An 18,735-nucleotide genomic window follows, 5' to 3' on the forward strand; every position below is an offset into this window, starting at 1 on the left:
CGCATGGCAGGCCATTCACACTATTCGGAAGGCTACGGCCCGGTCGGTCCCGCTCCCAAGGAGCACCAGGCCGTCTACACCACGCTGCATTTCGACAAGCCGTGGTCGTACGAGAACTACCTGAAGACCGGCGGTTACGCCGCGCTGCGCCGGATCATCGAAGAGAAGATCCCGCCGGCAGACGTGGTCGAGATGGTCAAGCAGTCCGGCCTGCGCGGCCGCGGCGGCGCGGGCTTCCCCACCGGCCTGAAGTGGAGCTTCATGCCCAAGGGCGACATGCAGAAGTACATCCTCTGCAACTCGGACGAATCCGAACCGGGTACCGCCAAGGACCGCGACATCCTGCGCTACAACCCGCACGCGGTGATCGAGGGCATGGCCATCGCCTGCTACGCCACCGGTTCGACCGTCGGCTACAACTACCTGCGCGGCGAGTTCCACCACGAGCCGTTCGAGCACCTGGAAGAAGCCACCGCCGAGGCCTACAAGCACGGCTGGCTGGGCAAGAACATCCTCGGCTCCGGCGTGGACATCGACCTGTACAACGCGCTCGGTGCGGGCGCCTACATCTGCGGTGAGGAAACCGCGCTGATGGAGTCGCTGGAAGGGAAGAAAGGGCAGCCGCGCTTCAAGCCGCCGTTTCCGGCCAACTTCGGCCTGTACGGCAAGCCGACCACGATCAACAACACCGAGACCTACGCCTCGGTGCCGGCGATCGTGCGCAACGGCGCCGAGTGGTTCATGAACCTCGGCAAGCCCAACAACGGCGGCTGCAAGATCTTCTCGGTCTCCGGCCACGTCGCGAAGCCGGGCAACCACGAGATCCGCCTGGGCACGTCGTTCGCCGACCTGCTGGAGCTTTGCGGTGGCATGCGCGAAGGCCGCAAGCTCAAGGCGGTCATCCCGGGCGGCTCCTCGATGCCGGTGCTGCCGGGCGAGGTGATGATGGGTCTGACGATGGACTACGACAGCATCCAGAAGGCCGGCTCCGGCCTGGGTTCGGGCGCCGTCGTCGTGATGGACGACACCACCTGCATGGTGCGTGCCTGCCAGCGCATCGCGCGCTTCTACTACAAGGAAAGCTGCGGCCAGTGCACGCCGTGCCGCGAAGGCACCGGCTGGATGTACCGCATGCTGACCCGCGTGGCCGAGCACAAGGCCACGATCGAAGACCTGCAGACGCTGCGCGCGGCGGCCGGCCAGATCGAAGGCCACACCATCTGCGCCTTCGGCGAAGCCGCTGCGTGGCCGGTGCAGGGCATGCTGCGCCACTTCTGGCACGAATTCGAATACGCGATCGTCAACAAGCGCTTCCTCGTCGACGACGAGCGCAACGGCACGGTGGTCCGTTCCAACCTGGAGGTGGCCGCGTGAGTGCGCAGCCCGTGAATCCCAACCTGCCGCCGGACCACGTCACCGTCTTCATCGACGGGCAGGAGTTGGCCGCGCCCAAGGGTTCGATGATCATCCAGGCCGCCGACAAGGCCGGCATCCCGATCCCGCGCTTCTGCTACCACGAGAAGCTGCCGATCGCGGCCAACTGCCGCATGTGCCTGGTCGAAGTCGAGAAGATGCCGAAGCCGGCGCCGGCCTGCGCCACGCCGGTGATGGACGGCATGAAGATCGCCACGCGCAGCGACAAGGCGTTGAAGTCGCAGCGCAACGTGATGGAATTCCTGCTGATCAACCATCCGCTGGACTGCCCGATCTGCGACCAGGGCGGCGAATGCGAGCTGCAGGACCTGTCGCTGGGGTATGGCCGTTCGGTCAGCCGTTTCCAGGAGCGCAAGCGCGTGGTGCCGGACGAGGACATCGGTCCGCTGGTCGCCACCGAGATGACCCGCTGCATCCAGTGCACGCGCTGCGTGCGCTTCACCGCGGACGTCGCCGGCACCTATGAGCTGGGCGGCATGTACCGCGGCGAGAACCTGCAGATCGGCACCTACGACGGCAAGCCGCTGACCACCGAGATTTCCGGCAACGTCATCGACGTGTGCCCGGTGGGTGCGCTGACCAACAAGGTGTTCCAGTTCCGCGCCCGTCCGTGGGAGCTGATCGCGCGCGAGTCCGTCGGCTTCCATGATGCGATGGGTTCGAACGTGTTCTACCACTCGCGCCGGGGCCAGGTGCTGCGCACCGTGCCGCGCGAGAACGAGGCGGTCAACGAGTGCTGGCTGTCGGACCGCGACCGCTATTCGCACCAGGGCCTGTACGCCGACGACCGCGCGGTGAAGCCGCTGCAGAAGGTCAATGGCGAGTGGCGCGAAGTGTCGTGGGGCGAAGGCCTGGCGGCGGCTGCCGAGATCCTGCGCGCGAACCGCGGCGACAGCGTCGGCATGCTGGTGCATCCGGCCGTGTCGAACGAAGAGGGCGGCCTGCTGGCGAAGCTGGCCGGCGGCCTCGGCACCGGCAACCTGGACCACCGCATCAATACCCGCGACTTCTCCGACGGCGCCGTCGCCGAGCCGTTCGCACTGCCGCTGGCGGAGATCGAACAGGCCGATGTCATCGTGCTGTTCGGCACCAACCTGCGCCACGAGCTGCCGCTGCTGCACCAGCGCATCCGCAAGGCCGTCCGCACGGGCGCCAAGGTGCACGTGGTCAATCCGGTCGACTTCGACTTCGCCTTCGGCATCGCCGGCAAGCACATCGTTGCGCCGTCGAAGCTCGGTGACGCGCTGAACGATGCCGCGTTGCGCGACATCGCCAAGGCCGCGAACCGCGCCGTCGTGATCGTCGGCGGCATCGTCGAGAATCATCCGCAGGCGTCAACGCTACGCGCCGCTGCCGCGGCGTTCGCGGGCGCGACCGACGCGTCGCTGTGCCGCATTCCGCAAGGCGCGAACGCGGTCGGCCTGGCCCGTCATGGCGTGCTGCCGACCGGTCGCGACGTGGCCGGCATGTTCGCCGAGCCGCGCAGCGCCTACGTCATCTACGGCATTGAGCCTGGCCTGGACTTCGCCGATACGCCGGCCGCTTCGCGCGCGCTGGCCTCGGCCAAGGTCGTGGCCTTCAGCCACTTCGCCTGCAAGTCGACGCGCGACGTGGCCGACGTGATCCTGCCGATCGGCCTGCTGCCGGAAATCGAAGCGACGCTGACCAACCTGGATGGCAGGGACCAGCGCACGCAGGCGGCCGGCAAGCTGCCGGGTGAGGCGCGCGACGGCTGGAAGGTGCTGCGTGCCCTGGGTGGCGAGCTGCAGCTGGCCGGCTTCGAGTTCACCGACATCGCCGGTGCGCGCGAGGCCATCGGCGATACCAAGGCCGTCGCCGTCGCCAAGTCGGCCGCGCCTGCCGCCAATGGACATGGTCTGGAACTGGCGGTCACTGCGGCGATCTACCGCACCGACGGTACCGTCCGCCGCGCCGAAGCGCTGCAGGCGCACCCGCTGAACGTGGGCGACCGCATCGTGCTGAATCCTGCCGACGCGCAGGCCGCCGGCGTCGCCGAAGGCCAGATGGCGAAGGTCGGCAACGGTGTCGGCACGGCCGCGCTGCCGGTGGTGGTGGATGCCCGCGTCGCCGCGGGCGTCGCCTGGATCGAGAGCGGCTACGGTGCCACGGCACCGCTGGGCGCTGGACGCGTCACGGTGGTGAGCGCATGAACGAGATGTTGATCAACGCGGTCGGCCCCCTGCGCGAGTGGTTCTTCGGGCTGGGCGACATCGGCATGATCCTGTGGATCGTGCTTAAGATCCTGGCCATCGCCATGCCGGTGATCATCTCGGTCGCGTTCTACGTGGTGTGGGAGCGCAAGCTGATCGGCTGGATGCATGTGCGCCACGGACCGATGTACGTGGGCATGGGCATCTTCCAGGCCTTCGCCGATGTCTTCAAGCTGCTGTTCAAGGAAATCATCCAGCCCAGCAGCGCACAGAAGACGATGTACATCCTGGCGCCGCTGATCACGCTGGCGCCGGCCTTCGCGGCGTGGGCGGTGGTGCCGTTCGACTACCAGCTGGTGCTGTCGAACGCCAATGCCGGCCTGCTGTACCTGCTGGCGATGACCTCGCTGGGCGTGTACGGCATCATCATCGCCGGCTGGGCCTCCAACTCGAAGTACGCCTTCCTCGGCGCGATGCGCTCGGCCGCGCAGGTCGTCAGCTACGAAATCGCGATGGGCTTCGCCCTGGTCGGCGTGCTGATCGCCGCCGGCAGCCTCAACCTGACCGACATCGTGATGGCGCAGGCGGGCGACTCCGGCTTCTTCGAGTGGTTCTGGCTGCCGCTGTTCCCGCTGTTCATCGTGTACTGGGTGTCCGGCGTCGCCGAGACCAACCGCTCGCCGTTCGACGTGGTGGAAGGCGAATCGGAAATCGTCGCCGGCCACATGGTCGAGTATTCGGGCGCGGCGTTCGCGCTGTTCTTCCTGGCCGAATACGCCAACATGATCCTGGTCAGCTTCCTGGTGTCGCTGTTCTTCCTCGGCGGCTGGCTAAGCCCGCTGCAGGGCTGGATCACCGCCGACGTGTCGCCGTGGATCAACTGGATCTGGACCGGCGGCTGGCCGTGGCTGCTGTTGAAGGTGCTGTTCTTCGCCAGCGCCTACATCTGGTTCCGTGCCAGCTTCCCGCGCTACCGCTACGACCAGATCATGCGCCTGGGCTGGAAGGTGTTCATCCCGCTCACGATCTTCTGGATCGCGGTGACGGCAGTGATGGTGTTCTTCGGCGTGTTCGAGAAGGGTGTGTAAGACATGAGCAAGGTTGTGCACTACTTCAAGAGCCTGATGCTGCTGGAGCTGCTCCAGGGCCTGTGGCTGACGCTGAAGTACACCTTCAAGCCGAAGTACACGCTGATGTACCCGATGGAGAAGTTCCCGCAGTCGCCGCGCTTCCGTGGCCTGCACGCGCTGCGCCGCTACCCGAACGGCGAAGAGCGCTGCATCGCCTGCAAGCTGTGCGAGGCGGTCTGCCCGGCGCTGGCGATCACCATCGACTCGGCCCCGCGCGAGGACGGCACCCGCCGCACCACGCGCTACGACATCGACCTGTTCAAGTGCATCTACTGCGGCTTCTGCGAAGAGAGCTGCCCGGTGGACTCGATCGTGGAAACGCACGTGCTGGAGTACCACTTCGACAAGCGCGGGCAGAACATCGTCACCAAGCCGCAGCTGCTGGCGATCGGCGACCGGCTGGAAGCCGAGATCGCCGAGCGCCGCGCCGCCGACGCCGCCTTCCGCTGAGGTCCGAAGAATGGATTGGGTCCTAACCAGTTTCTACGCCTTCGCCACCGTCGCGGTCATCGCCGCCGGCGCGGTGATCAGCGTGCGCAACCCGGTGCATGCCGTGCTGTGCCTCATCCTGACGTTCTTCTCGGTGGCCTGCATCTGGCTGCTGGTGGGCGCGGAGTTCCTGGGCGTGGCGCTCATCCTCGTCTACGTGGGCGCGGTGATGGTGCTGTTCCTGTTCGTGGTGATGATGCTCGACATCGACGTCACCGCCATGCGCGAAGGCTGGGTCAAGTTCCTGCCGGTCGGCCTGCTGGTGGCCATCGTCATGCTGGCGCAGATGCTGGTGCTGATCGGCATCAAGGCGAAGATGGCGGTGCCGTTCCAGGACAACGCCGCGTCCGCCGCGGCGGACGTCTCCAACACGGCCTGGCTGGCGCGCACGCTGTTCACCGAGTTCCTGCTGCCGTTCGAGTTCGCCGCCGTCATCCTCACCGTCGCCGTCGTGGCCGCCGTGATGCTGACGCTGCGCAAGCGCACCGGCATCAAGACGCAAGACCCGGGCGAGCAGTCGCGGGTCAAGGCGCGCGACCGCATCCGCATGGTGTCGATGCCGGCCGAGAAGCTGGTGCGCGAGACGCCGGCCAGCGCGCCGGTGGAAGGGGAGGGCAAGGCATGATTTCCGTAGGCCACCTGCTGGCGCTCGGCGCCGTGCTGTTCTGCATCAGCCTGGCGGGCATCTTCCTCAACCGGAAGAACGTCATCGTGCTGCTGATGTCGATCGAACTGATGCTGCTGTCGGTGAACATCAACTTCGTCGCGTTCTCGCGCGAACTGGGCGATGCGGCCGGCCAGATCTTCGTCTTCTTCATCCTGACCGTGGCCGCGGCCGAGGCCGCCATCGGCCTGGCGATCCTGGTCACCCTGTTCCGCACCCGGCGCACGATCAACGTGGCCGACGTCGATACGCTCAAAGGCTGATGCACCGATGACCGGTATGGAAGTCCTCCTCTCCAAGAACGTGCTGCTGGCCATCGTGCTGGCGCCGCTGCTGGGCAGCATCATCGCCGGCCTGTTCGGCCGCTTTGTCGGTCGCGCCGGCGCCCACACGGCGACGATCCTGGGCGTGGCGACCAGCTGCGCGCTGTCGTGCTGGGTGCTGTACCAGCTGGTGGCCGTGGGTGCATCGCCGTTCAACGAGAACCTGTACACCTTCTTCGAAGTGGGCAGTATCAGCGGCCACGTCGGTTTCATGATCGACAAGCTGACGGCGATGATGATGGTCGTGGTGACCTTCGTGTCGCTGCTGGTCCACCTGTACACCATCGGCTACATGGCCGAGGATCCGGGTTACCAGCGCTTCTTCAGCTACATCTCGCTGTTCACCTTCAGCATGCTGATGCTGGTGATGAGCAACAACTTCCTGCAGCTGTTCTTCGGCTGGGAAGCGGTGGGCCTGGTCTCGTACCTGCTGATCGGTTTCTGGTTCAAGCGCCCCACGGCGATCTTCGCCAACATGAAGGCGTTCCTGGTCAACCGCGTGGGCGATTTCGGCTTCCTGCTCGGCATCGGCTGCGTGCTGCTGATGTTTGGCACGCTGGACTACGCCACCGTGTTCGCCAATGCCTCGCTGTTGGCGGGCAAGGCCATCCCGGTCTGGTCGGGCGCGGTCACCCTGTTCGGCAGCACCTTCCAGGTGCTCGACGAGCCGATGATCTGGTCGATGGCCACGTTGACCTGCATCTGCCTGTTCATCGGTGCGATGGGCAAGTCGGCGCAGGTGCCGCTGCACGTGTGGCTGCCGGACTCGATGGAAGGTCCCACGCCCATCTCGGCCCTGATCCACGCCGCGACCATGGTGACGGCCGGCATCTTCATGGTGGCGCGCATGTCGCCGCTGTTCGAGCTGTCGCAGACCGCGCTGGATTTCGTGCTGTTCATCGGCGCGACCACCGCGCTGTTCACCGGCCTGATCGGCATCGTGCAGAACGACATCAAGCGCGTGGTCGCGTACTCCACGCTGTCCCAGCTGGGCTACATGACAGTGGCGCTGGGCGTGTCGGCGTACTCGGCGGCCGTGTTCCACCTGATGACGCATGCGTTCTTCAAGGCGCTGCTGTTCCTGGCAGCCGGCTCGGTCATCATCGGCATGCACCACGAGCAGGACATGCGGAAGATGGGTGGCCTGCGCAAGTACATGCCGATCACCTGGATCACCAGCCTGATCGGCACGCTGGCGCTGGTCGGCACGCCGTTCTTCTCGGGCTTCTACTCGAAGGACACCATCATCGAGGCCGCCAAGCACCACCAGCACGTCGCGCACGAGGTGGGCAGGGAAGTTGGCGAGATGGGCGTGATGGCGGCGCAGAACATCCAGGGGCCGAGCGAGTGGATCGCCACCTACGGTTACTGGGCGGTGTTGCTCGGCGTATTCGTCACCAGTTTCTACAGCTTCCGCCTGTTGTACCTGACGTTCCACGGCAAGGAGCGCTTCCGCGACGCCCATGCCGACGATCATGGTCACGGCCATGACGCGCACCATGATGCGGCGCATGACGACCACGGGCATCACGGCGCGCATGTGCCGCACGAGTCGCCGTGGGTGGTGACGGTGCCGCTGGTGCTGCTCGCCATACCATCGATCTTCATCGGCTTCTTCACCATCGGCCCGATGCTGTTCGGTACGGACTGGAGGGGACACCACGAGGCGACGCCGTTCTTCCTGGGCGCGATCGATTTCCTGCGTGTCGACCCGAGTGTGGCGCTGTCGCCTCGCGATACCGTGATGGCGTTGAAGGAGGAGTTCTGGCACGGGCCGGTCGGCTATGCGATCCACGGCATGCAGATGCCGCCGTTCTGGCTGGCGCTGGGCGGTTTCCTGCTGGCCACGTTCCTGTATCTGTTCAAGCCGGAGCTGCCGGGCAAGATGCGTCGCAGCACCGTCGGCGCCTTCCTGACCAACATCCTGGACAAGAAGTACTGGGCCGACCATCTGTGGATCAACGGGTTTGCCGGCGGCGGCGTAAAGCTGGGCAAGGCCTCGCGCGCCTTCGACACGTACGTGATCGACGGCGCGGCGGTGAACGGCACGGCGAAGCTGGTCGACCTGGGCGCGCAGCTGCTGCGCAAGACCCAGTCCGGTTACCTGTACCACTACGCGTTCGCGATGATCGTCGGCCTGATCCTGCTGCTGGGCGTCGTCATCAAGTTTTGGCAGTAGCGACCTGACGCCGCCCCGTGCGGAGCGTCCTGGCGAAGAACTCAACGGATAACACAACGTGTCGAACTGGCCCCTGCTTAGTGTTCTGATCTGGCTGCCCATCCTGGGTGGCGCGCTGGTGCTCGCCGTGGGCAACGCCCGCGCCGACGCGGCCCGCTGGCTGGGCCTGGCGGTCGCCGTGCTGACGTTCGTCTTCAGCATCGGCCTGCTGACCGGCTTCGACTACGCGAATCCGGGTCTCCAGTTCGTCGAAACCCGCGCCTGGATCCCGAGCTTCGACATCCACTACAACCTGGGCGCGGACGGCATCGCGGTGGCGCTGCTGCTGCTCAACACGCTGATCACCGTGCTGACGCTGGCCGGCGCGTGGGGTTCGGTGAACAAGCGCGTGGCGCAGTACGTGGCCGCGTTCCTGATCCTGGAAGGCCTGACCAACGGCATCTTCGCCGCCAGCGATGCGGTGCTGTTCTACGTGTTCTTCGAGGCGATGCTGATCCCGATGTTCCTGATCATCGGTGTCTGGGGCGGTCCGCGTCGCATCTATGCCTCGCTGAAGTTCTTCCTGTACACGTTCCTCGGCTCGGTGCTGATGCTGGTCGGCCTGGTGTACCTGTACATCAAGGGCGGCAGCTTCCAGCTGGCCGACCTGTACACGCTGCCGTTGAACGCCAAGGAACAGACCTGGCTGTTCTTCGCGTTCCTGATCGCCTTCGCGGTCAAGATCCCGATGTTCCCGGTGCACACCTGGCTGCCGGATGCGCACGTCGAGGCGCCGACCGCTGGCTCGGTGATCCTGGCCGCGATCGCGTTGAAGATCGGCGGCTACGGCCTGCTGCGCTTCAGCCTGCCGATCGTGCCGGACGCCGGCCACGAGTGGGCCATGTTCGTCATCGTGCTGTCGCTGATCGCCGTGGTCTACGTGGGCCTGGTGGCGCTGGTGCAGGACGACATGAAGAAGCTGATCGCCTATTCGTCGGTCTCGCACATGGGCTTCGTCACGCTGGGCATCTTCATCGCCTTCAGCCTGGTGCGTGATTACGGCAACCTGGATGGTGCGCGCCTCGGCCTGCAGGGCGCGATGGTGCAGATGATCAGCCACGGCTTCATCTCGGGCGCGATGTTCACCTGCGTCGGCGTGCTCTACGACCGCATGCACACCCGCATGATCAAGGACTACGGCGGCGTCATCAACACGATGCCGTGGTTCGGCGCCTTCTTCATCCTGTTCGGCATGGCCAACTCCGGCCTGCCGGGCACCAGCGGTTTCGTCGGCGAGTTCATGGTCATCCTGGCCAGTTTCCAGCAGCATCCGCTGATCGCCTTCTTCGCCGCGACCACGCTGGTGATCGGCGCGGCCTACACGCTGTGGCTGGTCAAGCGCGTGATCCTCGGCGACGTGGCCAACGCGCACGTGGCCGAGCTGCAGGACGTGTCCTTGCGCGAAGCGGTGGTGCTCGGCGGCTTCGCCGTGTGCGTGCTGGCGCTGGGCGTGTATCCCAAGCCGCTGACCGACCTGATGGAACCGTCGATCGCGCAACTGGCGATGCAGCTCGCCAACAGCAAGCTGTAAGGAAGAACCATGACGACGCCGATGCCCATCTCCGCCGCCGACCTGCAGCCGCTGCTGCCCGAACTGACCCTGATCGGGGGCGCGTTCGCGCTGCTGATGCTGGACCTGTTCCTCGACAATTCCCGCCGCTTCATCACCCACGGCATCGCGCTGGTCGTCATGGCCGCCGTCGTGTGGATGCTGGCAACGGGCGTGGGCGGGCAGGGCGCCGTGTTCAGCGGCATGTTCGTGCGCGACACGCTGGCCGATGTCAGCAAGGTCGTGATCGTCGCGGTCAGCGCGCTGTCGCTGGTCTACGGCTGGCCGTACCTGCGCGAGCGCAACCTGTATCCGGGCGAGGCGCCGGTGCTGGTCATGTTCGCCACCGCCGGCATGATGATGATGGTGTCGGCCGGCAGCCTGGTGATGGTCTACCTGGGCCTGGAACTGCTGGCGCTGTGCTCGTACGCGCTGGTCGCGCTGAACCGCGACGATGGGCTGGCGACCGAGGCGGCGATGAAGTACATCGTGCTTGGCTCGCTCGCGTCGGGCCTGCTGCTCTACGGCATGTCGCTGGTGTACGGCGCGACCGGCTCGCTGCACCTGCCGGCGATCTTCGATGCCGCCGGTGCGGCACTGGGCGGCAGCAGCGATGCCCGCATGCTGCTGCTGACGGGCGTGGTGTTCATGGTGGCAGGCGTCGCCTTCAAGCTGGGTGCGGCGCCGTTCCACATGTGGCTGCCGGACGTCTACCACGGCGCCCCGACGCCCGTGACGCTGTTCATCAGTGCGGCACCGAAACTGGCTGCCTTCGGCATGGCGTTCCGTCTGCTGCAGGACGGCCTGGGCCCGGCCGCGGCGCAATGGCAGTGGCTGCTGGCCGGCCTGGCTGCCGCGTCGCTGGTGATCGGAAACGTCATCGCCATCGCCCAGACCAACCTCAAGCGCATGCTGGCGTACTCGACCGTCTCGCATGTCGGCTTCCTGCTGGTCGGCTTCGCCGGCGGCGGTGAAGTGGGCTACTCGGCGGCGCTGTTCTATGCGATCAGTTACGCGATCATGTCCGCGGCAGCGTTCGGCGCGATCATTGTGCTGTCGCGGCAGGGGTTCGAAGCCGACAGGATCGACGACTTCAAGGGCCTGAACGCGCGCAATCCCTGGCAGGCCGGCCTGGTGCTGTGCGTGATGGCGTCGCTGGCCGGTGTGCCGCCGTTCCTGGGCTTCTGGGCCAAGCTGGTCGTGCTGGGCGCGGCGGTCAATGGCGGTTTCCTGTGGCTGGCCATCGTCGGCGTGCTGTGCGCGGTGATTGGCGCGTTCTACTACCTGCGCGTCATCAAGGTGATGTACTTCGACGAGCCGGTGGGCGAAGTCCCGCCGCCGCGCGCCGACCGCGTGGTGCCGATGGTGTTCGGCGTCAATGCGCTGGCCCTGCTGGCGCTGGGCATCGCCTGGAACCCGATCATGGCGTGGTGCAAGCTCGCTTTCGCGGGCTGAGGGCTGGATCAGTCCCGGATGTTCCGTCGGCGAGGGACCGCCGGCACGCGTGATGAACGCGATGTTTCAAGTTGGTGCATGACAAGGCTTGCAATGCACCGGCGTATTCATCATAATTTCGCTTCTGCTGCGGGGTGGAGCAGTCTGGCAGCTCGTCGGGCTCATAACCCGAAGGTCGCAGGTTCAAATCCTGCCCCCGCTACCATGTTTATCCGAGGTCGCCGATACCGGCGACCGACGAAAAGCCTGGGCACGCAACGACGCATGTTCCCGTCGTTGCACCGACATCCAGCGTATCGGACAAGGGGCCCATCGGGCCCCTTGTTTGTTTCAGCGACATGCAGAACCACGAACCATCGGCAGCGAATCCGTGAGCGACAAGGCCAACGACATCGCCAACCTGCTGGCACCCACCGTCCAGGCACTGGGCGTTGAGTTGCTCGGCATCGAATACCTGCCGGCACCCGGCGGCGCGACCGTGCGCCTGTACATCGACGTGCGGGAGGCCGAGCGCGCCACGCGCCACGTCAACATCGAAGACTGCGAAGCAGTCAGCCGTGAAGTGTCGGCGCAGTTGGACGTCGAGGACCCGATCTCCGGCAATTACACGCTGGAAGTGTCCTCGCCGGGCGTGGACCGCCCGCTGTTCCAACTGGCGCACTACGCGCGCTTCGTCGGCGAGTCGGCCAAGGTCGTGCTGAAGCTGCCGCAGGACCGTCGTCGCCGCCTGCAGGGCACGATCAGCCGTATCGAAGGCGACAACATCGTCTTCACCGTGGACGACGCCGAGATGACGGTGGCGTTCGACAATATCGACAAGGGACGACTGGTCCCGGACTGGGCCGCCCTCGGCCTGGCGCCAGAGAAACCCGGTGGTGGCCGCAAGGCCGGCGCCAAGAAGGCAGCGGACGCCAAGCGCACCCCTGCCAAACAAGCCAAGAAAAAACCCAACCAACCGGCGGCCCGCAAGCCGCGCGCGGAGTGATCGAATGAGTAAGGAACTGTTGCTGGTCGTGGATGCGGTGGCCAACGAGAAGGGCGTGCCGCGCGAAGTCATCTTCGATGCCATCGAAGCCGCCCTGGCGTCCGCCGCCAAGAAGCGCTACCTGGACCAGGACGTGCAGGTGCGCGTCACCATCGACCACAAGGATGGCAGCTACGAGACGTTCCGCCGCTGGGAAGTGGTGGCCGACGACGTGGTGATGGAGTCGCCCGACCGCCAGATCCGCCTGATGGATGCCGAGGACGAAGCGGAAGGCGCCGAAGTGGGCGACTGGATCGAAGAGAAGATCGAGAACCCCGATTTCGGCCGCATTGCCGCGCAGGCCGCCAAGCAGGTCATCGTGCAGCGCGTCCGCGAGGCCGAGCGCGCGCAGGTGGTCGACGCCTGGAAGGACCGCGTGGGCGAACTGGTCACCGGCGTGGTCAAGCGTGCCGAGCGCGGCAACATCTACGTGGACCTGGGCGGCAACGCCGAGGCCTTCATCCCGAAGGACAAGGGCATTCCGCGCGACGTGCTGCGCGCCGGCGACCGCGTCCGCGGCTATCTGTTCGACGTGCGCTACGAACCGCGTGGCCCGCAGCTGTTCATCAGCCGCGCCGCCCCGGAATTCATGATCGAGCTGTTCAAGCTGGAAGTGCCGGAAGTGGGCCAGGGCCTGGTCGAGATCAAGGCCTGCGCACGCGATCCGGGCGACCGCGCCAAGATCGCGGTGCTGGCGCACGACACCCGCACCGACCCCATCGGCGCCTGCATCGGCATGCGCGGTTCGCGCGTGCAGGCCGTGAGCAACGAGCTCAACGGCGAGCGCGTGGACATCGTGCTGTGGAACGACAACCCGGCCACCTTCGTCATCAACGCGATGGCGCCGGCGGAAGTGCAGTCGATCATCGTCGATGAAGAGAAGCACTCCATGGACCTGGCCGTGGCGGAAGACCGCCTGGCGCAGGCGATCGGCAAGGGCGGCCAGAACGTGCGCCTGGCCAGCCGCCTGACCGGCTGGCAGCTCAACGTCATGACCGCCGACCAGGTGCAGGCCAAGAGCGAGGCCGAACAGGCCGTCGCCCGCCAGCTGTTCATGGACAAGCTGGAAGTGGACGAGGAAATCGCTGCCATCCTGGTCGCCGAGGGCTTCAGCACGGTCGAGGAAATCGCCTATGTCCCGGTCGGCGAACTGCTGGCCGTCGAGGGCTTCGACGAGGACATCGTCGAGGAGCTGCGCTCGCGCGCCCGCGACGCCCTGCTGAACGAGGCGCTGGCCGAGGAAGAGGGCCTGGAAGACGACCACCCGGCCGAGGACCTGCTGGCGCTGGAAGGCATGGACGAGGAAACCGCGTTCGCGCTGGCCTCGCACGGCGTCCGCACCAGCGAGGACCTGTCCGACCTGGCCGCCGACGAAGTGGTCGAGTTCGGCATCGAGGGCCTGGACGAGGGTCGTGCCGCGGCGCTGATCCTGGCCGCCCGCGCCGAGGAGATCGCTCGTCTGGAACGCGGCGCATGAGCCGTCCATGAACACCGCCCTGGTGTCCGCAGGGCTTAGAATTCCCCCCTTCCAACAGGGTTGCCCCTCCACCGCCGGGGGGGCGAAACACAAAACCTAGGATCCGAATGTCGCAGCAAACCACCATCCGCAAGCTCGCTGAACTGGTCAACACGCCGGTCGAGAAACTCCTGGAGCAACTGTCCGAAGCCGGCATGAGCTTCAGCGGTCCCGACCAGGTCGTGACCAGCATGGAAAAAGTGAAGCTGCTCGGCTTCCTCAAGCGCTCGCACGGCAAGAGCGATGCCGCGACGGATGAGGCTGCGCCCAAGAAGATCACGCTGAACCGTCGCAAGGTGCAGGAAGTCACCGTCGCGGCCGGCCGCAGCAAGACCACGGTGAACGTGGAAGTGCGCCAGAAGCGCACCTACACCAAGCCGACCGACGCAGAGTCGGTCGCCACCAACTGGCAGAACGAAGCCGATCCCGAGCGCGCCGAGATCCTGCGCAAGCTGGAGGAATCCCGCCAGCGCAACCTCGACGAACAGCAGCGCCTGGCGCAGGAAGACGCCAAGCGCGCCGAAGAGCTCGAGCGTCGCCGCCAGGAAGAAGCCGCCGCCCGCGCCGAGGCCGAAGCTGCGCGCGCGCAGGCCGATGCCGAAGCCGCCGCGCTCGCCGCCGGTGCCGTCGCCGTCGATGGCGACGAGACCGCGCGTCCGGCCAAGCCGGCCACGCAGGGCCACCACGTGCCCAAGCTGGTCGTGCGCAAGGATCCGCCGCGCACCGACGACCGCAACAATGCCGCCGCGGCCAAGCACAAGACCCGCGGCTCGCACGCGATGGTCGCCGGCGTCGAGGACGACGACAACACCAGCCGCTTCGCCGGCCAGCTGCACCTTTCCGCGGCCGATCGCGCCCGTCGCGGCGCGTCGCGTGGCAAGCCGAAGCCGCCGCGCCGCCATGAGCAGAGCCGCGGTGGCGGCGGTGCGCACGGTTTCGAACGCCCGACCGCGCCGATCGTGCGCGAAGTGGCGATCGGCGAGACCATCACCGTGGCCGACCTGGCGCAGAAGCTCGCGCTGAAGGGCGGCGACGTGGTGAAGGCGCTGTTCAAGATGGGCGTGATGGCCACCATCACCCAGACCATCGACCACGACACCGCCGCGCTGATCACCGAAGAGCTCGGCCACAAGGCCGTGCGCGCCGACGCCAACGACGTCGAGAACGAACTGCTGGCGCATTCGGAGGAGCAGCAGGGCGACAAGGTCGCGCGTCCGCCCGTCGTCACCATCATGGGCCACGTCGACCACGGCAAGACCTCGCTGCTGGACTACATCCGCCGCACCAAGATCGCCAGCGGCGAAGCCGGCGGCATCACCCAGCACATCGGCGCGTACCACGTGGAAACGCCGAAGGGCGTCATCAGCTTCCTCGATACCCCGGGCCACGCCGCGTTCACCGCGATGCGTGCCCGTGGCGCCAAGCTGACCGACATCGTGGTGCTGGTCGTGGCCGCGGACGACGGCGTCATGCCGCAGACGCGCGAAGCCATCCAGCATGCGAAGGCGGCCAAGGTGCCGCTGATCGTGGCGGTGAACAAGATCGACAAGTCCGACGCCGACCCGCTGCGCGTGAAGAACGAGCTGCTGGCCGAGGAAGTGGTCGCCGAAGACTTCGGCGGCGACACCCAGATGGTCGAGATCTCGGCCAAGACGGGCCAGGGCGTGGACAACCTGCTGGACGCCATCTCCATCCAGGCCGAACTGCTGGAACTGAAGGCCGTGGAAGATGGTCGTGCCAGCGGCGTGGTCATCGAATCCTCGCTGGACAAGGGCCGCGGCCCGGTCGCGACGGTGCTGGTGCAGCAGGGCACCCTGAAGAAGGGCGATTACCTGGTCTGCGGCATCCAGTACGGCCGCGTGCGGGCGCTGTTCGACGAGACCGGCAACCAGCCGCCGTCGGCCGGCCCGTCCATTCCCGTGCAGGTCCTGGGCCTGTCCGGCGTACCGGAAGCGGGCGACGACTTCGTCGTGGTCGCGGACGAGCGGCTGGCCAAGGACGTGGCGCAGCAGCGCGACGCCAAGCGCCGCGAGTCGCGCCTGGTGCAGTCCGCCGGCAGCCGCATGGAAGACATCATGGCGCAGCTGGGCAAGGGCGAAGGCCAGCTCAGCCTCAACCTGATCGTCAAGGCCGACGTGCAGGGTTCTGTCGAAGCGCTGCGCCATTCGCTGGTCGCGCTGTCCAACGAATCGATCCGCATCAACATCATCAGCTCCGGCGTGGGCGGCATCACCGAGTCCGATGCCAACTCCGCGGTCACCTCCAAGGCCACCGTCATCGGCTTCAACGTGCGTGCCGACGCCTCCGCGCGTCGCATCATCGAAGCCAACGGCGTGGACCTGCGCTACTTCTCGATCATCTACGACGTGATCGACCAGGTGAAGCAGGTGGCCTCCGGCCTGCTGGGCGTGGAGATCCGCGAAGAGATCATCGGCATCGCCGAAGTGCGCGACGTGTTCCGCAGCTCCAAGTTCGGCGCGGTCGCGGGCTGCATGGTGGTCGAAGGCACGGTCAAGCGGAACAAGCCGATCCGCGTGCTGCGCGCGAGCACCGTGGTGTTCGAGGGCGAACTGGAGTCGCTGCGCCGCTTCAAGGAGAACGTCGACGAAGTGCGCAACGGCACCGAGTGCGGCATCGGCGTGAAGGCGTACAACGACGTGCAGCCGGGCGACCAGATCGAGTGCTTCGAGCGCATCGAAGTCCAGCGAACCCTGTAAGGGTTCGCATGATTCGGGAGTGGTGATTCGTGATTCGCAGCAGCGGATCACGAGTCCTCCCAGTCCCGGCCCCGTTTTCTACGAACCACGAATAGCGAATCACCCATCACGTGCCCACCAAGTCGTTCCATCGCACCGACCGCGTTTCCGCCCAGCTCCGTCGCGAGTTGGGCACGCTGGTGCACGAGGCCGTGCGCGAGCACGGCCTGCCGTCGGTCAGCGTGTCCGACGTGGAAGTCACCCGCGACATGGCGCATGCGAAGGTGTTCGTCACCGCGCTGATGCAGGAACGTTCCGCCGAGGCGGTGAAGGGCCTGAAGGAACTGGCCTGGGGCCTGCGCATGGAACTGGCGCGCCGCGTGAAGATGCGCCACGTTCCCGAACTGCATTTCCATTACGACGACTCCGTCGACCGTGGCGAGCGCATCGAAACCCTGCTGCGCGACAACCCGCCGGTCCCCGGGTCCGACGACGAAACCTGATACGTCATGCCGTAGAGCGGAGCTTGCTCCGCTGCTCTCCGCTCCGGTGCCCGGATGCCTACTTCGCAAGCAGTCGAGCAAGCTCGACGCTACGATGCGGCGACCCCCCGCCACGCCAACTGACCTGGACTGTGTATGGCAGGACGCATCCAATTCCGCCCGCTGCACGGCCTGCTGCTGCTGGACAAGCCGCAGGGCATGAGCTCCAACGGCGCCCTGCAGGTCGCACGTCGCCTGTTCCGCGCAGAGAAGGGCGGGCATACCGGCAGCCTCGATCCGCTCGCCACCGGCCTGCTGCCGCTGTGCTTCGGCGAGGCCACCAAGATCGCCGGCCTGCTGCTGGGCTCGCGCAAGGCCTACGACACGGTTGCCGTGCTGGGCACCACCACCGATACCGACGACGCCGACGGCGCGCCGCTGCGTGAGCGGCCTGTGCCGTCGCTGGACGTCGCCACGGTCGAGGCTGCGCTGGCGCCGCTGACAGGCCGCATCCGCCAGCGGGCGCCGATCTACTCGGCCCTGAAGCAGGGTGGGGAACCGCTCTACACCAAGGCTCGCCGCGGCGACGTCATCGAGGCGCCCGAGCGCGAGGTCGAGGTCCACGGCATCGAGATCCTGGAGATCGCCTCCGACCGCCTGTCGTTGCGGGTGGAATGCGGGTCCGGCACCTATGTGCGCAGCCTGGTCCGCGACCTCGGCGAAGCGCTGGGATGCGGCGCCCACGTGGGGGCACTGCGGCGGCTCTGGGTCGACCCGTTCAGGCAGCCCCGCATGTACACCCTGGAAGCGCTGCAGGCGATCGCTGAACAAGGCGGCGAGGCGGCCCTCGACGCCTGCCTGCTGCCCGTCGAGGCCGGCCTGATGGGCTTCCCGCGTGTCGACGTCGATGCCGCCGGCGGGCGCCGGCTGGCGCAGGGCCAGCGGCTGCGTGGCTACCCCCCCAGCGATGGTCCGGTGGCCATCCATGGGCCGGAAGACCGTGTCCTGGGGCTGGGCACGGTCGATGCCGACGGCACGCTGTCGCCGCAGCGACTGTTCGCATGGGCGGTCGCCGGCACTGCCACCAGGGCCGGGCAGGATCAATAAAACCTTGTTTCACAAGGCCCCCGGGGCTACACTACGCCGCCGGTTTTCACCGGTGATTTACATTTCCCAGCTTCATCAACGGCGAGCCAGGCGGTGCGCGCGGAGGACAGCCCGCGTTCCTGCAGGCCACGCATCCAACAGAGAGAAACCATGTCCGTCGATACCCAGAAAGTGATTGCCGACAACGCCCGTGGCGCCAACGACACAGGCTCCCCGGAAGTGCAGGTCGCCCTGCTGACCGCCCGCATCGAGCACCTGAGCGGCCACTTCAAGACCCACAAGAAGGATCACCACAGCCGTCGTGGTCTGCTGCAGCTGGTCAACCGCCGCCGCAGCCTGCTTGATTACCTCAAGAAGAAAGACAACGAGCGCTACAAGACCCTGATCGAAAAGCTCGGTCTGCGTCGCTGATATACCCCCGACCGCGGCGCAGAGATGCGCCGCGGTTTGCATTTCAGGGAACGGAATGCGCTGCAT

At 66.5% G+C, this 18,735-nt stretch carries 15 protein-coding genes and 1 tRNA gene; all 16 read left to right on the top strand.

Features of this window, described 5'->3' with window-relative positions; all coding sequences use genetic code 11:
• Positions 1-3 precede the first annotated feature (3 nt).
• Complete coding sequence (gene nuoF, locus CSC78_RS03840; RefSeq protein WP_162336584.1) at positions 4-1,374, top strand: NADH-quinone oxidoreductase subunit NuoF; 1,371 nt, start codon at positions 4-6, stop codon at positions 1,372-1,374.
• Entirely contained in the window at positions 1,371-3,605 is a 2,235-nt protein-coding gene (nuoG, locus tag CSC78_RS03845) for an NADH-quinone oxidoreductase subunit NuoG (RefSeq protein ID WP_162336585.1), read from the top strand. The genes nuoF and nuoG overlap by 4 nt, the downstream gene beginning before the upstream one ends.
• Positions 3,602-4,693 (top strand): NADH-quinone oxidoreductase subunit NuoH, encoded by a 1,092-nt coding sequence (nuoH, locus tag CSC78_RS03850; protein WP_162336586.1) that lies wholly within the window; start codon positions 3,602-3,604, stop codon positions 4,691-4,693. The genes nuoG and nuoH overlap by 4 nt, the downstream gene beginning before the upstream one ends.
• Before the next feature lie 3 nt (positions 4,694-4,696).
• Entirely contained in the window at positions 4,697-5,185 is a 489-nt protein-coding gene (gene nuoI, locus CSC78_RS03855) for an NADH-quinone oxidoreductase subunit NuoI (RefSeq protein ID WP_162108528.1), read from the top strand.
• A gap of 10 nt (positions 5,186-5,195) precedes the next feature.
• A complete protein-coding gene (locus CSC78_RS03860; protein WP_162336587.1) occupies positions 5,196-5,849 on the top strand; it encodes an NADH-quinone oxidoreductase subunit J in 654 nt (217 codons plus the stop codon).
• Positions 5,846-6,151 (top strand): NADH-quinone oxidoreductase subunit NuoK, encoded by a 306-nt coding sequence (nuoK, locus tag CSC78_RS03865; protein ID WP_162336588.1) that lies wholly within the window; start codon positions 5,846-5,848, stop codon positions 6,149-6,151. Before CSC78_RS03860 ends, nuoK begins: the two co-directional genes overlap by 4 nt.
• A 16-nt stretch (positions 6,152-6,167) precedes the next feature.
• On the top strand, positions 6,168-8,390 hold the full coding sequence (gene nuoL / locus CSC78_RS03870; protein WP_162336589.1) for an NADH-quinone oxidoreductase subunit L: 2,223 nt from the start codon (positions 6,168-6,170) through the stop codon (positions 8,388-8,390).
• A 58-nt stretch (positions 8,391-8,448) separates the two neighbouring features.
• The gene (locus CSC78_RS03875) at positions 8,449-9,960 is read left to right on the top strand and encodes an NADH-quinone oxidoreductase subunit M (protein WP_162336590.1); all 1,512 of its coding nucleotides are present in this window, start codon (positions 8,449-8,451) and stop codon (positions 9,958-9,960) included.
• A 9-nt stretch (positions 9,961-9,969) separates the two neighbouring features.
• The gene (gene nuoN / locus CSC78_RS03880) at positions 9,970-11,433 is read left to right on the top strand and encodes an NADH-quinone oxidoreductase subunit NuoN (protein ID WP_162336591.1); all 1,464 of its coding nucleotides are present in this window, start codon (positions 9,970-9,972) and stop codon (positions 11,431-11,433) included.
• Positions 11,434-11,561: 128 nt separating this feature from the next.
• A tRNA-Met gene (locus tag CSC78_RS03885) sits at positions 11,562-11,638 on the top strand.
• A 165-nt stretch (positions 11,639-11,803) separates the two neighbouring features.
• Positions 11,804-12,418, top strand: coding sequence for a ribosome maturation factor RimP (gene rimP / locus CSC78_RS03890; protein WP_162336592.1), 615 nt, complete (start codon positions 11,804-11,806; stop codon positions 12,416-12,418).
• 4 nt (positions 12,419-12,422) lie between these two features.
• Entirely contained in the window at positions 12,423-13,934 is a 1,512-nt protein-coding gene (gene nusA / locus CSC78_RS03895) for a transcription termination factor NusA (RefSeq protein ID WP_162336593.1), read from the top strand.
• Between the two features lie 107 nt (positions 13,935-14,041).
• A complete protein-coding gene (infB, locus tag CSC78_RS03900) occupies positions 14,042-16,690 on the top strand; it encodes a translation initiation factor IF-2 (protein ID WP_162336594.1) in 2,649 nt (882 codons plus the stop codon).
• 110 nt (positions 16,691-16,800) lie between these two features.
• Positions 16,801-17,172, top strand: a complete 372-nt coding sequence (rbfA, locus tag CSC78_RS03905) for a 30S ribosome-binding factor RbfA (protein WP_162336595.1) — start codon at positions 16,801-16,803, stop codon at positions 17,170-17,172.
• 135 nt (positions 17,173-17,307) lie between these two features.
• Positions 17,308-18,258 (top strand): tRNA pseudouridine(55) synthase TruB, encoded by a 951-nt coding sequence (gene truB, locus CSC78_RS03910; protein WP_162336596.1) that lies wholly within the window; start codon positions 17,308-17,310, stop codon positions 18,256-18,258.
• 150 nt (positions 18,259-18,408) lie between these two features.
• On the top strand, positions 18,409-18,669 hold the full coding sequence (rpsO, locus tag CSC78_RS03915; RefSeq protein WP_162336597.1) for a 30S ribosomal protein S15: 261 nt from the start codon (positions 18,409-18,411) through the stop codon (positions 18,667-18,669).
• Positions 18,670-18,735: the final 66 nt, after the last annotated feature.

Source organism: Pseudoxanthomonas japonensis (assembly GCF_010093445.1).
GTDB classification, from domain to species: Bacteria; Pseudomonadota; Gammaproteobacteria; order Xanthomonadales; family Xanthomonadaceae; genus Pseudoxanthomonas_A; species Pseudoxanthomonas_A japonensis.

Bases quoted from the DNA above. Each gene is read 5' to 3' on its own strand.
- CSC78_RS03860 (WP_162336587.1), top strand. From the start codon at position 5,196: ATGGATTGGGTCCTAACCAGTTTCTACGCCTTCGCCACCGTCGCGGTC.
- truB (WP_162336596.1), top strand. From the start codon at position 17,308: ATGGCAGGACGCATCCAATTCCGCCCGCTGCACGGCCTGCTGCTGCTG.
- nuoL (WP_162336589.1), top strand. From the start codon at position 6,168: ATGGAAGTCCTCCTCTCCAAGAACGTGCTGCTGGCCATCGTGCTGGCG.
- rpsO (WP_162336597.1), top strand. From the start codon at position 18,409: ATGTCCGTCGATACCCAGAAAGTGATTGCCGACAACGCCCGTGGCGCC.
- nuoH (WP_162336586.1), top strand. From the start codon at position 3,602: ATGAACGAGATGTTGATCAACGCGGTCGGCCCCCTGCGCGAGTGGTTC.
- infB (WP_162336594.1), top strand. From the start codon at position 14,042: ATGTCGCAGCAAACCACCATCCGCAAGCTCGCTGAACTGGTCAACACG.
- nuoF (WP_162336584.1), top strand. From the start codon at position 4: ATGGCAGGCCATTCACACTATTCGGAAGGCTACGGCCCGGTCGGTCCC.
- nuoI (WP_162108528.1), top strand. From the start codon at position 4,697: ATGAGCAAGGTTGTGCACTACTTCAAGAGCCTGATGCTGCTGGAGCTG.
- nuoN (WP_162336591.1), top strand. From the start codon at position 9,970: ATGACGACGCCGATGCCCATCTCCGCCGCCGACCTGCAGCCGCTGCTG.
- nusA (WP_162336593.1), top strand. From the start codon at position 12,423: ATGAGTAAGGAACTGTTGCTGGTCGTGGATGCGGTGGCCAACGAGAAG.
- nuoK (WP_162336588.1), top strand. From the start codon at position 5,846: ATGATTTCCGTAGGCCACCTGCTGGCGCTCGGCGCCGTGCTGTTCTGC.